We start from the raw sequence: 14820 nt of genomic DNA, 5'->3' as shown, positions 1-14820 counted from the left end.
AAGTGATCACGAACGCCAAAGAAATAAAGAACCGCTCCGCTTATTACGATTATTTCATCGAAGACAAATACGATGCAGGGATGGTATTGGTGGGAACTGAAGTAAAATCCATCCGGGAAGGAAAAGTGAATTTTGTGGACAGTTTCTGTACTTTCCACCAGGGAGAGCTCTGGGTTAAGAATATGCATATTTCCGAATACCGCTTTGGAACGACCAATAACCATCTTGCCGTCCATGACCGCAAATTGTTATTGACCAAACGGGAATTGCGCAAACTCGAAAACAAGATCAAAGAGAAAGGATATACCATTGTTCCTTTACGTCTCTTTTTTTCGGAGAAAGGGTATGTCAAAATGGAGATCGGTCTCGGTAAAGGGAAAAAGGTTTATGACAAAAGAGAGACGATCAAGGATCGGGATACCCAGCGGGAAATCAAGAGCTTCCTGAAACGATAATGGTCTTCAGCTTATTGATAATGAATGTCTTACGAAACAATTCCCAGGAATCAAAGCTGGCACGATAATTTCACGTGCAGGAACAGCGTATTTCGTCATTCGTACATGTTGTATTATCTTCATACCCAATATTTTTCTGATCGCAAAAACTACCGGATGGCTGTCGCAAGGCAACCGGTCATTGAAAAAAACCTGAATACTTAAATGACACGAGCTCTATTTATCGTTTTTTTATTGGCCGGCCACTACTTGTCTGCACAAACCTCAACCGGCTCCTGGTATGGAAGGGCTGACGTCACGCTGGCTGGTATCCATAATAATTATCTGACGGAATTGGTGATCAAACAGAAAGGAACCAAAGTCGAGGGAATCTTTGGCTACTATTTTAAGGATAAATACCAAAGTTTTTTTATTCATGGCCGCTATAACCCCAAAACCCGGGAAGTTACCATCCTGAATATTCCTATTATTTATTTCAACTCCAACTCCACCGTTAACAGCGTGGAATGCAATACGAACTTCCTCGGCACGCTCATTAATTCCAAAGTAAAAAGTTCTCTGAAAGGTAATTTTTACCGCGACGAGAAATATAAATATACCTGTCCTGATCTCAAGGTGAATTATACCCTGGACAAGGATGACCAAAGCCACGACAGCCTGCAGGACATGGCCAGGGCCAATGCCCGGGTATGGAAACCTCAGGCAGATGACTATGTGGTGGATGTAGCAAAAACGAATAAAAAGAAGGAAGCCGCCGCCCCAGCCATACAGGAAGCGCCGATGCCGGCCGCTAAGATCCCTGCTGCTCTGCCCGTTGTCGCTGAACAGGCACCAGCTCAGGTGGCAAAACAGGTGACTTCAGCAACAGATAGCTTGCAAAAACAGTCCCTGGCGATTAAAAAAGCCGCGGCGGACAGCCTGGAGAACCGGGCAGGAAGCCCGATAAAAGATACGGTTGGTACGGTGGCTAAGGTTCCCGTACCGGTTGCCACTGCCGTCATTCCTGCGGACACAATAACTGCAACTGCTACCGCAACTGCTGCAACTACTGGAACTACTGGAACTTCTGCAACTACTGGAACTACTGGAACTTCTGCAACTACTGGAACTACTGGAACTTCTGCAACTTCTGGAACTGCTGGAACTACTGCAACTCCTGGAACGGCTGCCGTTGTGAACCCTGAAAAAGAGGACGCGAAAAAAATCTCCGATCTGTTCACTAAAAGGACGGCTACACTTAATAAGACGCTTGACATAGAATCGGATTCCGTTCGTCTTAGTTTTTATGACAACGGGGAAATTGACGGAGACAGCATTTCTGTCTTTGTGAATAGTAATGTCATCCTTACTCACCAGGAATTAGCCGCCAAAGCACTCAATCTCTATCTCCATCTGGACAGCACGCTGGAAGTCAATGAGATCAGCATGTTTGCCGAAAACCTGGGTAAATATCCTCCTAATACGGCATTAATGGTGATCACGGATGGAAAGAACCGCTATGAGATCTTTATGAGCAGCAGCCTGACGGAAAATGCCACCATCCGGCTTAAAAGAAAAAAGCGCCCCAATCCTTGAGGGCGCTATTACGAGTTTGCTATCGATATTGAAGAGAGTCGATGTCGATGAGGGTTGAACCTCATAGGGTCAATATGGAAAAGGGTTGATGAAGGATTAACCGAACAGCTCAGCCTGTTTTTTATCGCTGTCATCTTCTTTTTGCGCCCATTCGACTTCTACGCTTTTGCTGTAATCGAATAGTTTACTTCCTACAGCCCGCCAACCCATGACCTCCACAAAACCGGCTATTTTTATTTTCTGTGTTCTGGCCTGCGCTCCGCGACCGGATTTGATCAGGGCGATCGGTTCGGGATGCGTAGTTACCGCTTCCAAACGGTTCCCATCCCCTTCTTTTATAAACAAAAACTTATTGTGAAGGGTCGTCGTCTCAATTTTGAAACGCTTCACATTATATTGTAATTTTTCATTGTCCAGGTAGATAGCGGTGATGATTTTCTCCGGATTGAACTTACGGATCTGAAGGATCTTTTCCGCATCGAACCGTTGGGTCAATTCCGTATCGGTGATCTCATAATTGCCATCAGCATAGATCACCAATACCCGTTCTTCGGATTCAAAACTGCCCAAAAACTCGCCCTTCTCTTCCGTATTCAGCCTGCCGAATTGCGGGTCGAACCAGATCTTGCGCCCGCTAAGCGTGGATTTTCCGGCATCTTTGAATTTAACGGTCCGGATAGGGTATTTGGTTACCTGATTGCCTAAGCTGCTTCGGTTCTTGATCTCCAGGGTTTCGAAATAAAAATCAAATTCTTTTATCCTGGCAGAACTGCTGGGACTAAGGATGATCTTAACCACTTCCGCCTCTCCCTGAGGATTGGCCGTAAAGTAATAGACCCTGGCCTTTTCATCTGCCTTGGTCAGATCGTATTCTTTATCCCGGGTAACGCCGGTTACATTAAAACGTTTGGCATAGCTGATACCCGTCTTTCCGTCCGAGTAGATCATGTTATACGTGGTCCGCTCATCATTTTTACGGAATACGGCCACATGAATAATGTCCTTACCGATAAAACTCTTGTCCGCCACTTTTACAATTTTCATTTTACCACTCTTGGTAAAAGCAATAATATCATCCAGATCAGAACAATCGGCGATGAATTCGTCTTTCTTTAAGCCGGTGCCGATAAAGCCTTCCGCACGGTTGGCATAGAGCTTTACATTGGCAATGGCCACCTGCTGGGCCTGGATGGCTTCGAAAAGTTTGATCTCCGTCTTACGTTCCCTTCCCTTACCATATTTTTTTAATAGGTTCTCATAGTAGGCAATCGCAAAATCCACCAGGTTGTTCAGGTCGAATTTCACTTGTTTGATTTCCGCTTCCAGTCCTTTGATCTGCGCATTCAGTTCGTCGATATCCAGGCGGTAGATTCTTCTTACAGGTTTTTCGGTGAGTTTGACGATGTCTTCCCGGCTGATATCCCGTTTGAATTGTTTGCGGAAAGGTTCGAAGGCCTTACCGATGGCTGTCAATACCTTTTCCCAGGTCTCATGCTTTTTTTCCAGTTCTTTATAGATCTTTTCTTCGAAGAATATTTTCTCCAGGGAAGTAAAATGCCATTTTTCCTGTAATTCCGCCAGTTTGATCTCCAATTCTTTTTTCAACAGATCCTTGGTATGATCAACGGAGAGGGTCAGCAATTCCTTTACACCCAAAAACTGGGGTTTGTGATCCGTAATAACACAAGCATTGGGGGAAATGCTGACTTCGCAATCTGTAAAGGCATACAAGGCATCGATGGTAATATCCGGAGAAATCCCCGGAGCCAGGTCAACCTGGATCTCCACGTCAGCCGCTGTATTGTCGGTTACTTTTTTGATCTTGATCTTTCCCTGATCGTTGGCCTTGATGATCGAATCGATCAGTTGTGTTGTCGTAACACCATAGGGAACGTCCTTGATCAGTAAGGTTTTTTTATCCAGCTCCTCAATACGCGTCCGCACCCTGACCTTACCGCCGCGTCTGCCGTCATTGTAGTTGGTCGCATCCATCATCCCTGCGGTGAGGAAATCCGGGACGATCTCGAATTTTTTACCCTTCAGATGTTTCATGGCGGCTTCGCAGAGCTCACAGAAATTATGCGGCAGGATCTTGGTTGCCAGCCCTACGGCAATTCCTTCTGCCCCCTGGGCCAGCAACAAAGGAAATTTCATGGGAAGGGTGACCGGCTCGTTCTTACGGCCGTCATAACTCAATTGCCATTCGGTGGTCTTGGCGTTGAAAGCCACTTCCAACGCAAATTTGCTGAGACGGGCTTCAATATAACGGGAAGCGGCGGCATCATCGCCCGTGCGAACATCTCCCCAGTTTCCCTGGGTGTCGATGAGCAGGTCTTTCTGTCCCATATTCACCAGGGCCTCGCCGATACTGGCATCACCGTGAGGATGATACTGCATGCTCTGCCCGATGATATTGGCCACTTTGTTATATCGTCCGTCATCCATTTCTTTCATGGCATGAAGGATTCGTCGCTGCACCGGTTTCAGTCCGTCTTCGACTGCCGGAACTGCTCTTTCCAGGATTACATAGGAAGCATAGTCCAGGAACCAGGTCTTGTACTGCCCGGTAACGCCTGATTCATTCTCGTGGAAATCGTCCGCTATTTTGATTTTCGCCATAGTTCAACTTCTTTTTTATTATCTGCTTTAATCCTGAAACTGCTTATTTCCAATGTCGGTTTTTATGTACTCAATATATGTCTTCATATAATTCCAAAGGCTGGCCATTGGGGTCATTGAAAAAGACAAAACGTTTTTGGGTCAGTTCATCGACCCGCACCGGTTCTACTTCAACGCCTTTAGTCCGTAATTCCGCCGCGGCTGCGTCCACATCACTAACGGCAAAAGCCAGATGACGGAGGCCTTTTGCTTCCGGATAACTTCCCCTATCCCGAAAATCCGGAAAAGAAAAGAGTTCGATCTGATATTTTCCGGCGATAGAAAGATCCAGTTTGTAGGAATCCCGCGCCGCCCGGAAAGTTTCCCGGATTATCCCGAAGCCCAGCACCTCCGTATAAAAACGTTTGCTGATCTCGTAGTGGTCTTTGTCTGTCAGTATGGCAATATGATGGATCGACTGTATGTTCATGACTGTTTATTCCTATTTATGCCTGTTTTCCCGTATCCCTATCTGTCCTAAATGGGTGTTTTGAAAACTATCCGGGTATTTTAATCCATATCCCAAACCACGGTCCATCGAAGAATGTCCAAAAAGGATCAGTCCGGCGTATTGGAGCCAAAGGTTACCGGAGTAAAGACCGGCCAGATAGAGTGCTATGGCAACGGCTTTATGATGGACTATATTATAACAGAACGCTCCGAATTTTGTGTTCACAATATAACCGATCATACTGAGGTCCGGCGCTAAAATCCAGACCAGCCACCAATACCAGGCAAAGGGCAACTGACCGATCAGGCAGATGCTTAACAGGAACATTGCCCCTTCCTCCCATTTTAGCAAGGTTTTCATTTTGTTATTCATTTATCTACTTCCCGGTTCTCCTTAGGCCACAGGTTCCGCAGAGGCTAATGAAGGTGCCCCTTTTAATTTGATCTCAAATTCTTTCATCCCTTTTAATTCGCCTTGTGCCAGGATACTGCCATCTGCGATCATTTGTTTCAATCTCCAAAGTAGGTAGGCATCCCCGGTTATTTGTTTACCCTTGCTTAGGAATTGGTGGATCAGCTTGCTGGCCTTGATCCAATCTCCGGTTATGAATTTTTTCAATTCTTCATCGTAGTAGGCATAATCGTATTGGGCAAGTTTCTTGCCGCCTTCCAGAATCCGCACTCCTTTTTCTTCCTGACAAAGTTTATTCCACTCGTCCGGATCGATCTCGAATTCGCTTAGGGTGATCAGCCGGGCGAGTTTCCTGGCCTTCAGAAATTCCCGGGGAGGAATATCGAAAAGGTTGACGGGATAAAAAATATGGCCTTTTTCATTGATGAAAGGGAGATTGTTCAGGTACAGGATGTATACCCTTCCCTGAAAATCTTTTAGTTGGCTCATCAGCCAAAAGTAGCCGGATACATCGTGTTTATTCTGAGCGGCCCAGATCCAAAGTATCTCCTGCGGATTGTTGGCTAGTTTCTCTTTTAAGTCCAGTACGGTAATCTGGTCATCTGGCACCGTTCCGTTATCTACCAGCCCTTCATAGTCACCGCCGGCCAGGACGCCCCGCCACCAGTCCTTACGTGTCTCAAGGCCCTCCGGGGTGTTTAGGGAGGTAAGCGGTCCTACAGCATAATCATCTGCGATCAGTACTACATCGCCCTGCATGGACTCGTCCAGTTCGAAGGCTTTTTTTAATACGTCTACGTCATTACGTTGAAAAACTATATGGATCATAGCCGGTTGATATTTATTTCTTTTTAGTTTTTTTGATTCCGGAGGGCTTAGCTCCGGAAGTATTTAATTTCGTCTTCCTGACTTCTTTTAAGACTTTTTTATCTTCTGTATTTAATCGTTGCCTGAGTTTGTTCACATCTTCGGAAGGAGGCAGCGATTCTGGTTTTACGCCTCTTTCTAAAAGAATTTTACGAACAGCCATGTTATTGTCTACGTGCTCTTTCGCAATCGACCTTTCTCCCTTCAACTCTTTTTCTACTACATTGTGACTGGTTAATTCAGTCGAAAAATCTTTTGCCATGATAGTTAGCGTCGGAAGAAAATCTGCTAAAGGCCGGTTGCCCGGAATGGACAATTTTTTCTTCATGTCATTGGTTGAGAAGCCGCCGAATAAGGCCTGGTCTCCTTTGGATCGGATGATAGCAAAACCCTTTTCATCCACTCCACGTTCAAAGATTATTCCTGAGAGTTTTTTCTCCGATCGGGATAATTTCTCACGGGCCATTACCCGGCTTATGTCTAATAAGCGTTGTTCAATGATCTCCTGCTTGCGTGTTTGGACTGCGAAATAAGTCTGAGCAAAAGCGATCTCATTTTTTGCGGGATCTCCATTTTGTGCTATCAGGTAACAAGCATACCGAGTCAGGGCTACGTCTTCAATTGATCTGTCCGAACCGCTGCCAAGGGATACCATTTTGTTGGAATCAACAAAATGGTGGGAAATTTTTTCTCCCACGTTAATGCAGGACTCTTTGGCTTTATCGATTACTTTTAGAAAGTTACGCCATTCGGAATAGTTGAAGAGCGTTTGTAATTCACGCGCACTCCAACATTCGATGTTTTTATAGAGGTAACAGGCCTGTTCAAATTTTTCAAATAACTCGTGGATCAATTCTTTTTTCATATGGCTTTTTTTTGCAACATTAGGAGAAATTCGCATATGAAAATTTATAAGATATCCACTTTCAAAGAGCTGCGTGGTAAAAGGAATTATTCGCCTTCCACCAGGTCTAATTCTACTTTTAGATTATTGATGATAAATTCCTGTCTTTCCTGGGTGTTTTTACCCATGTAGTATTCGAGGATCTGTTGAATATGCGTATCCGGCATGATCAGGACCGGCTGCACTTTCATGTCGGGGCCGATAAAACGGGCGAATTCATCCGGGGAGATTTCTCCCAATCCTTTAAAGCGGGTGATCTCCGGCTTGTTGCCCAGTTTTTTGACGGCGGCTTGTTTTTCCGTTTCATCGTAACAGTAGATCGTTTCCTGTTTGTTTCGCACCCGGAATAAGGGTGTTTCCAGGATGTAAACGTGGCCGTTTTTTACCAGGTCAGGAAAAAATTGCAGGAAAAAGGTCATCAGCAGCAGGCGGATATGCATGCCATCCACATCCGCATCCGTGGCAAAGATAATTTTGTTGTACCGCAGACCCTCCACCCCGTCTTCTATGTTCAGGGCATGCTGGAGCAGGTTGAATTCCTCATTTTCGTAAACTACTTTTTTGGTAAGTCCGTAACAGTTCAGTGGTTTACCCCGAAGGCTGAATACAGCCTGGGTTTCTACTTCCCTTGCCTTGGTGATACTACCGCTCGCAGAGTCACCTTCGGTAATGAAAATGGTGCTCTCTTTTTGTTTGACCAGCACGGCATCTTTGTCTTTTCCTGTAGGTTCTTCATTATAATGGAAGCGGCAATCGCGTAGTTTGCGATTGTGCATGTTCGCTTTTTTGGCTCTTTCGTTGGCCAGTTTTTTTATGCCGGCCAGTTCTTTTCTTTCTCTTTCGCTCTGTTCGATCCTTTTTTTCAGGGCATCGGCAGTATTGGGGTTTTTATGGAGATAATTGTCAAGCTCCTTTGCCAGAAAATCAGTGATGAAGTTCTTCATGGTTGGACCGCCTTCTGACATGTATTGGCTGCCCAGTTTGGTCTTGGTTTGGGATTCGAAGACCGGCTCGACGACTCTTACCGAGACGGCAGCCGCAATGCTTTGCCGGATATCGGAGGCTTCATAGTCTTTTTTATAAAAGTCGCGGATCACTTTGACAAAGGCTTCCCGGAATGCCTGCTGATGAGTACCTCCCTGAGTGGTAAATTGGCCGTTCACAAAACTGAATATCTCCTCTCCGTAATCATTGTTGTGGGTGATGGCTGTTTCGATGTCCTCTCCTTTAAGGTGGATGATCGGGTAACGGAGTTCATCTTCATTGGTCCTGCGTTGCAACAAATCCAGCAAACCATTTTTGGAAACGTATTTTTTGCCGTTGAAACTAATGATCAAACCGGCATTCAGGTAACAATAATTCCAAAGCTGATTGTCCAGGTATTCATGGATATAATGGAAGTTCTTAAATACAGAGTCATCCGGGATAAAGACCACAAGGGTACCGTTTGGCTCATCGGTTTTGGTCTCTTTATGTTCTTTGGAAAGGATTCCTTTGGAAAATTCGGCTGTTTTTTCCTTTCCTTCCCTAAAGGCCGTTACTTTAAAATAGTGGCTCAAGGCATTCACGGCCTTGGTACCCACTCCGTTCAAACCGACCGATTTCTGGAAGGCCTTGCTGTCATATTTGGCACCGGTATTGATTTTACTCACGACATCCACCACTTTCCCCAGGGGGATACCCCGGCCATAATCACGAATGGTAACCGTCTTCTGATCAATATTAATCTCCACCTGTTTGCCATAGCCCATGGTATGCTCGTCAATACAGTTATCCAGCACCTCTTTAATCATTACATAAATACCGTCATCGGGACTGCTGCCATCCCCCAGTTTACCTATGTACATACCCGGACGCAACCGGATATGTTCCCGCCAATCCAAACTTTTGATGCTGTCTTCCGTATATTCAAACATATTCTGTTTTTCTGCCATAAGATCTTTAATATAGTTATCTCCCTAACGGAGATTGTTGTCGAATGTTTTATTGGCTTCCCGGTTCCGGCAATTTCCTTTCAAGGAGGTCTAATCTTAAAAATAACTGACAATCAATTATTTACAAATTAATTTGTCCAAAAAAAATCACCCACTCTCTTTTCTAACCTCCTAATAATCACGCTGAAATCCGGGAAATTAAGTTCCAAATATAGGCAAACGTAGTCAGAGACCGGGTCCACGATTTATGCACAGTGTGAATAGTAAGGTTTGGACACGCTTTTCCTAAATCGTTCCTAATTTTGCCTGATGGCCAATTTATTTCTACACCTGGAGCAGGTAAGCGTCCCTATAGCTAATCATTTGGTACTGGATCATATCGATTTTTCCTTCCTCCGGGAACAGCAATGGGCCCTGGTTGGCCCCTCCGGTAGCGGAAAGACCGTTCTGGCCATGACCCTGCTGGGCAAACATCATTTTACGGGAGGAATCGATTACGATTTTTCTGGTCCCGGTTCCCCTTTTGCCCGGATCGCCCTGGTGGAGCAACAGCATCATTTTAAGAATCGACCCGGCACTACGGATCTATATTATCAACAACGTTTTAATTCGGCCGATGCCGAAAGCACGATCACCGTTGCAGAAGAATTGAAGGAATTCGGGTTTAGGGAGCAGTGGCTGGATCTGCTGCATATCCGTCAGCTTTTGCCTAAACCGCTTATTCAGCTTTCCAATGGTGAGAATAAAAGGGTGCAGCTCGCCATTGCTTTATCGAACGACCCTGAATTGCTGATCCTGGATAATCCTTTCCTGGGTCTGGATGCCGAAGGACGAGCCACGCTGCATACTATTATTAATCGTCTTCCGGCCAGCGGCATCCATATCCTGCTCATTACCAGCCATCGGGAGATCCCGGAAGCTATCACCCATATCGCTCAATTGGAAAAAGGTAAATTATTATTTGCCGGACCAAAAACAGCTTTTCATCCGGACCTTCCTTCGGCATCTGTCGCAGGGCTCGATGCCGGGTTACTGGCCAGGCTTCGGCAGGAACAGCAGGACAATCAGCAACAACGACTGGAGTCGGGAGAGGATTTTACCCTTGCCGTCAAAATGGTCAACACCACGATCCGCTACGGTGATGCGATTATCCTGAATGCTATTAATTGGGAGGTTAAAAAAGGGGAACAATGGAATGTTTCCGGGCCGAACGGAGCGGGAAAATCGACTATTCTCAGCCTGATCACAGCGGATAATCCCCAGGCTTACGCCAATGAGATCTGGCTGTTTGACCGCAGGAGAGGCTCCGGTGAAAGCATCTGGGACATCAAAAAAAAGATCGGATTTGTCTCCCCGGAGCTTCATCTTTATTTTGAACACGGGTCCACCTGCGCCGAAGTGATCGCCTCCGGTCTTTTCGATACAATTGGGTTATTCCGCGCCCTCACTGCCGCTCAGGAAGAGCGGGTCTTATTATGGATGCAGTTGCTGTCCATAGGCAATCTGCGCTTCAAACGGCTTTCTGAATTGTCTACCGGCCAGCAAAGGATGGTTTTGCTGGCGCGGGCACTCATCAAGAACCCTCCCCTGCTGATCCTCGACGAACCCTGCCAGGGGCTGGATGATGATCAGATCCTTTATTTCAGGGATCTGATCGGCCTGCTCTGCGAAACCTTTGGCACTACCCTGATTTATGTTAGCCATTATACTGATGAGCTGCCAACTTCCATCAATCGTTTTCTGCGGCTGAAGGGCGGCGAAATTGTCTCGTAGAAAATTTATGGAAAATTTTTAGTTTTTTTTAACCATTGAGACAGGCTCCTCCTTTTTTTCCGGTTGCCTTTATCTTTTCCAGGTAAATCCGGTTGGCTTCACCTGTCAGCCGAACAAAAGTCGCCTTCCTGAAACCCTTACCTGCAAAAGGTTACAAGACCTCACACTTTCTTTGGGCGACAATTCTTCTTTTGTTAAATTAAACTAAATGGCTCACGTTTATACATACCCTAATGTATTATTTTATTCGCCTGTTTTTGTAGAATTTTTTCCCCAATCAGAAAATGGGATAAAAATTCCGTTGCAAAATCATGACCAATAAAAACTGTTGGCACAGTCCTTGGATAGGTATGATCAACCCTCATTACCGAATTGAATTTCTCCCTGCTCCGAGTCGTAGACGGTTTTGTTTTACTTGAATCTGTAATCTATAATTGCAATCTATAATTTTTAATCTTTTAAATTCTCATTTATGAAACTCACCAGTTTAAAATTGGCAGTAGTCGCTTTTTCAGCAGCAGGTTTATTCGCATTCAGCAACTTGAAATCGGGTTCCATTAAAGGGACGGTATCGCCGGCGGAAGGCGCCGCCAGGGCATGGGCCGAGTCCTCGACTGACACTTTAAAAGCATTGGTTATCAATGGAACCTATGAGATCACGGATGCCAAACCCGGCAGTTACAAGATCATCATTGAAGCGAAGCCTCCTTATAAGAATGCCGCAAAAGATGGTGTAATGGTAAATGATGGCCAGACTTCCGATGCAGGAGAGATCAAGCTGGAGAAATAAGCGGCTATACAAAACAGTTATTGAAACGATAAAAGCAGCACCGAGGTACTGCTTTTATCGTTTCTCTTTTTTTATCCGACAAGTTTGCAAGATTAAAAAGTGCACTCCTGTGCTGCATTTATATCCTGGTTATCATACCCGTTATGATCGCCAGGCCGATGCTGAGCAAGGTGCCCAATACAAGGTATTCTGTTTTTATTTCCTGTCTGTCCTTTTCGCTGAAACGGATGATCCCTTTGGCCGTGACCAACAGCCCGATGGCCGGATATTGTCCCTGCCAAACCAGCAAGATGACAATGATACGTTCTGTTATGCCTATCCATTTGCCCGCATTGGACAGGCTATTGTCCCCATCGTCTATTTTTTCCCTCCAATGACGGGTCAACTCCCCTATTAATATGCCGGCCGGTGTTGTGATAAATACCAGCGCCGTTGCTTTTATCCAAACGGATACCGGAATGTTTATCCTTTCCCAGACTGCAGGTAAGGATTCACCGGACATAAAGGTAAAATACCAGCATACGCCAAGGACGAACAGATGCAGCAGTTGGTCAGTTATGAAATAGGTGACCGTTCGGGGCCGGTATGATTTCCAGGCATCGATGAGGATATGCGTGACCAGTACGATCAGGGCTATTTTCCCATACGACCTTCCTATGAATAACCAGGCCACCAACGCCGTGACAAGACCATGCACATACAGGAAGATGGAGGCAAAATGCCGCTCCTGCCGTTGTTTGACCCAACTGGCCGGTTGCAGGATAAAATCTGTCAGCAAATGCGCCAGCAGGAGTTTGATCAGCCAAAGTTCAGATACAGACATAGGTTTTGTGTTTAATCGATGATTGTTTCAGCTGCCGGATAAGATTGTTTCAGCTGTTGGATAACTGCCGGACAAGCATCTGATAATCCTGTAACAGGGTATTTATTTCCGGCCATTGGGCAGCCTGCACATGTTTGTTTATCGTGGCCTGTGATTTCTTTAATCGTTTGGCCGATTCCAGCTGGTTATGACCGGATAGCATTTCATATAACACACCTGCCTGTTTGGATGTCAGGGAGGAAAATAAGGAATCCATATACCCTGCGGCAATTTTTAATCCAAGATTGATGTTCTCATCAGGCGATCGTATGATCAATCTCGGATCCAGTTTGCCCATCGAATCGAATGCCCGGCCGGATAGCAGGAAAGCCTCTCCCCCTGCCGTCTTCAGGTTTTTTACTTCCCCATCCGTACTTCCGATCCCAATGCTCGCCCGTACATCGGCAAGGGGTGCCGTTACCTCCGGGTTCAGGCGCTTGGCGGCTGCCCTGGTTTGCAGAACGACCTTCAAGGCATTCTCCGCATCGGGTATATATACCTGGAAACTATCGCCCCGGTAAAATTCGAATTTATACGGTTTTAAGATAGCCGATAAGATGTTCAGCAATTTCTTTTCTTCCGCCTTTTCCAGGCGGGTCGAGTTGACAATATCCGCTGTTATGACTGCTGCTAAGGCCATTTCTGGTATGTTTTTTCCTGCACGAATATAGTATAAAAAGGCGAATTTTTTACATTATAGTATAATTGATCGAATTAAAACTAAAATAGGCTTATTAGGCGATATTTATATAATATAGATAAAAATGGCTTATTTTTTAAAATATAGCTATAAAAGACGGTATGAATAATCCAAAAGTCAAAACAGGGGATAAATTACATTCAACTGATTGTCAATAAAATACGACAAAATGGTCGTAAATTTATTATTTTGTTCATCTAAGGCAACCGACAAAACCGTAAATTTGCATTACCGCCGATGTTGATAAAAGGGTATACACCCAATCAATCCAATCGGCTTAAGAATACTTACTACCCCCATTAATTTCTATTACTATCCATTAATTCTGTATTATTTATTTTTAAAAAAGGTAATGTATGTATTCGTATGCGTTGTTGGAAAAAGGTTGTTATTACCTGATACAGGAAAAAGAGGAAGGACCTGTCGGCCTGATCAAAGTGAACATGGAAACTGATCATTGCATGTATGTATCAAAATATGCCGATACAACTTTGGTGGAATGGAAGAAAAAAGCAGATCCGATCTTCGATATCCTGGAACTGCTGGGAGATGACAAGGTGAGGTCCTGGGAGTCTATCTACAATGACAACCAGGATACGATCAATTATGAGGAAGATGAAGATTAGAGCAGGAAGATCAGAAGAAAAAAATTAGTAGAAGCTGATGAGCGGAGCATAGGAGAATGGTGCGTTGTCAAACGCATCATTCATGCTACTGCCTGACGACGCAAGCCATATCCCCATAATCCCATGGAAGTTATGGCCGCCGAAAGCAACAGGCTGAAATAATAGAGCAGGAAACTGTCCTGGTTATTACTGCCATTGGTGGAATGGATATGGATGAATATATAAATGATCAGAAAGCTGCCATAAGCAAAAAGTAAGGCAGCATAAACAAAGACCATGGAATTCTCAAAAGGGGAATGCTCCATCTTCTGCATATATCGAACAAGGCCGGTAACACTGTAGATCAGGATCAGGACCAAACCTGCACCAATGATCAGGGTACTGGATTCAAAGTTATACCCCATCCAGCCGATCAGTGCCAGTTCAAGGAATATGAACAATAATAAAAACCGCAAAAGTTGACTACGTTGCCTGCCGGATGCAGCAAAAATAAAAACCAATAACGCAAGAGGAGTATCGAGGAGATTGTAGTACAGATTCAGCTTTTCCTGCAAAGCACCATTCCTGAATTGCCCGAACAGATCAAGGTTGGGAAGATTGATCAGCCCTTTGGCAAGCCAATATAAGGCGATCACCCGGTATACTTTTACCTGGCGCATTTTTTTCCACCCCAGTAATAATAAGGGCACAAAACAAAGCGCAATGGCCAGGTTTGAAATAACAGCATAGAGCACAGCATAGACATCCGTCTTCAAAGGATAATAAGTTTGAATATATATAGCGAATAAAGGAGCTTTTTATTATAAGTAAAACT

Annotated in this window: 14 protein-coding genes; 5 read left to right on the top strand and 9 right to left on the bottom strand. The window is 44.9% G+C overall.

The features are described 5' to 3' along the window. Positions 1-2 precede the first annotated feature (2 nt). Together smpB and ACX0G9_RS05685 are read left to right on the top strand one after the other, a co-directional pair. Complete coding sequence (gene smpB, locus ACX0G9_RS05690) at positions 3-455, top strand: SsrA-binding protein SmpB (protein ID WP_459063896.1); 453 nt, start codon at positions 3-5, stop codon at positions 453-455. A 204-nt stretch (positions 456-659) separates the two neighbouring features. Then, positions 660-2030, top strand: coding sequence for a hypothetical protein (locus ACX0G9_RS05685; RefSeq protein WP_459063895.1), 1371 nt, complete (start codon positions 660-662; stop codon positions 2028-2030). A gap of 96 nt (positions 2031-2126) precedes the next feature. Here ACX0G9_RS05685 and ACX0G9_RS05680 read toward each other — a convergent pair whose 3' ends face one another. The 6 genes from ACX0G9_RS05680 to ACX0G9_RS05655 all read right to left on the bottom strand — a co-directional run bounded on the left by ACX0G9_RS05680 (position 2127) and on the right by ACX0G9_RS05655 (position 9255). Continuing rightward, a complete protein-coding gene (locus tag ACX0G9_RS05680; protein WP_459063894.1) occupies positions 2127-4649 on the bottom strand; it encodes a DNA gyrase/topoisomerase IV subunit A in 2523 nt (840 codons plus the stop codon). A gap of 70 nt (positions 4650-4719) precedes the next feature. Further along, positions 4720-5118 carry an SMU1112c/YaeR family gloxylase I-like metalloprotein gene (gloA2, locus tag ACX0G9_RS05675; RefSeq protein WP_459063893.1) on the bottom strand — a complete coding sequence of 133 codons (399 nt, stop codon included), beginning with the start codon at positions 5116-5118 and terminating at the stop codon, positions 4720-4722. Between the two features lie 12 nt (positions 5119-5130). Then, complete coding sequence (locus tag ACX0G9_RS05670; protein ID WP_459063892.1) at positions 5131-5499, bottom strand: DUF4260 domain-containing protein; 369 nt, start codon at positions 5497-5499, stop codon at positions 5131-5133. Positions 5500-5532: 33 nt separating this feature from the next. Next, positions 5533-6378, bottom strand: coding sequence for a DUF1835 domain-containing protein (locus ACX0G9_RS05665; protein ID WP_459063891.1), 846 nt, complete (start codon positions 6376-6378; stop codon positions 5533-5535). Between the two features lie 13 nt (positions 6379-6391). Continuing rightward, entirely contained in the window at positions 6392-7282 is an 891-nt protein-coding gene (dinD, locus tag ACX0G9_RS05660; protein WP_459063890.1) for a DNA damage-inducible protein D, read from the bottom strand. An 86-nt stretch (positions 7283-7368) separates the two neighbouring features. After that, positions 7369-9255, bottom strand: a complete 1887-nt coding sequence (locus ACX0G9_RS05655; RefSeq protein WP_459063889.1) for a DNA topoisomerase IV subunit B — start codon at positions 9253-9255, stop codon at positions 7369-7371. A gap of 309 nt (positions 9256-9564) precedes the next feature. Here ACX0G9_RS05655 and ACX0G9_RS05650 point away from each other — a divergent pair, with 309 nt between their 5' ends. After that, positions 9565-11028, top strand: coding sequence for an ATP-binding cassette domain-containing protein (locus tag ACX0G9_RS05650; RefSeq protein ID WP_459063888.1), 1464 nt, complete (start codon positions 9565-9567; stop codon positions 11026-11028). A gap of 472 nt (positions 11029-11500) precedes the next feature. Beyond that, entirely contained in the window at positions 11501-11818 is a 318-nt protein-coding gene (locus ACX0G9_RS05645; RefSeq protein ID WP_459063887.1) for a carboxypeptidase-like regulatory domain-containing protein, read from the top strand. A gap of 118 nt (positions 11819-11936) precedes the next feature. On the opposite strand, the gene ACX0G9_RS05640 is transcribed toward ACX0G9_RS05645, so the two are convergent. Both ACX0G9_RS05640 and ACX0G9_RS05635 read right to left on the bottom strand, forming a co-directional pair. Then, positions 11937-12641: a DUF3307 domain-containing protein gene (locus tag ACX0G9_RS05640; RefSeq protein WP_459063886.1), complete on the bottom strand. Its 705-nt coding sequence runs from the start codon at positions 12639-12641 to the stop codon at positions 11937-11939. 49 nt (positions 12642-12690) lie between these two features. Beyond that, a complete protein-coding gene (locus ACX0G9_RS05635) occupies positions 12691-13320 on the bottom strand; it encodes a nucleotidyl cyclase domain-containing protein (protein ID WP_459063885.1) in 630 nt (209 codons plus the stop codon). 416 nt (positions 13321-13736) lie between these two features. On the opposite strand from ACX0G9_RS05635, the gene ACX0G9_RS05630 reads away from it, so the two are divergent. Beyond that, positions 13737-14006: a hypothetical protein gene (locus tag ACX0G9_RS05630; RefSeq protein WP_459063884.1), complete on the top strand. Its 270-nt coding sequence runs from the start codon at positions 13737-13739 to the stop codon at positions 14004-14006. A gap of 80 nt (positions 14007-14086) precedes the next feature. Here ACX0G9_RS05630 and ACX0G9_RS05625 read toward each other — a convergent pair whose 3' ends face one another. Continuing rightward, positions 14087-14761, bottom strand: coding sequence for a hypothetical protein (locus ACX0G9_RS05625; protein WP_459063883.1), 675 nt, complete (start codon positions 14759-14761; stop codon positions 14087-14089). Between the last annotated feature and the right edge of the window lie 59 nt (positions 14762-14820).

This window comes from Flavitalea flava (genome assembly GCF_054461575.1).
Note: the sequence above shows the minus strand (reverse complement) of the source record. Positions and strands in the feature narration are given on the sequence as shown.

What these genes read in the sequence shown, in the direction of transcription:
- ACX0G9_RS05670 (WP_459063892.1), bottom strand. Translation starts at nt 5,499, where the DNA reads ATGAAAACCTTGCTAAAATGGGAGGAAGGGGCAATGTTCCTGTTAAGC.
- ACX0G9_RS05635 (WP_459063885.1), bottom strand. Translation starts at nt 13,320, where the DNA reads ATGGCCTTAGCAGCAGTCATAACAGCGGATATTGTCAACTCGACCCGC.
- gloA2 (WP_459063893.1), bottom strand. Translation starts at nt 5,118, where the DNA reads ATGAACATACAGTCGATCCATCATATTGCCATACTGACAGACAAAGAC.
- ACX0G9_RS05655 (WP_459063889.1), bottom strand. Translation starts at nt 9,255, where the DNA reads ATGGCAGAAAAACAGAATATGTTTGAATATACGGAAGACAGCATCAAA.
- ACX0G9_RS05645 (WP_459063887.1), top strand. Translation starts at nt 11,501, where the DNA reads ATGAAACTCACCAGTTTAAAATTGGCAGTAGTCGCTTTTTCAGCAGCA.
- ACX0G9_RS05680 (WP_459063894.1), bottom strand. Translation starts at nt 4,649, where the DNA reads ATGGCGAAAATCAAAATAGCGGACGATTTCCACGAGAATGAATCAGGC.
- ACX0G9_RS05630 (WP_459063884.1), top strand. Translation starts at nt 13,737, where the DNA reads ATGTATTCGTATGCGTTGTTGGAAAAAGGTTGTTATTACCTGATACAG.
- ACX0G9_RS05665 (WP_459063891.1), bottom strand. Translation starts at nt 6,378, where the DNA reads ATGATCCATATAGTTTTTCAACGTAATGACGTAGACGTATTAAAAAAA.
- ACX0G9_RS05685 (WP_459063895.1), top strand. Translation starts at nt 660, where the DNA reads ATGACACGAGCTCTATTTATCGTTTTTTTATTGGCCGGCCACTACTTG.
- dinD (WP_459063890.1), bottom strand. Translation starts at nt 7,282, where the DNA reads ATGAAAAAAGAATTGATCCACGAGTTATTTGAAAAATTTGAACAGGCC.
- ACX0G9_RS05640 (WP_459063886.1), bottom strand. Translation starts at nt 12,641, where the DNA reads ATGTCTGTATCTGAACTTTGGCTGATCAAACTCCTGCTGGCGCATTTG.
- ACX0G9_RS05650 (WP_459063888.1), top strand. Translation starts at nt 9,565, where the DNA reads ATGGCCAATTTATTTCTACACCTGGAGCAGGTAAGCGTCCCTATAGCT.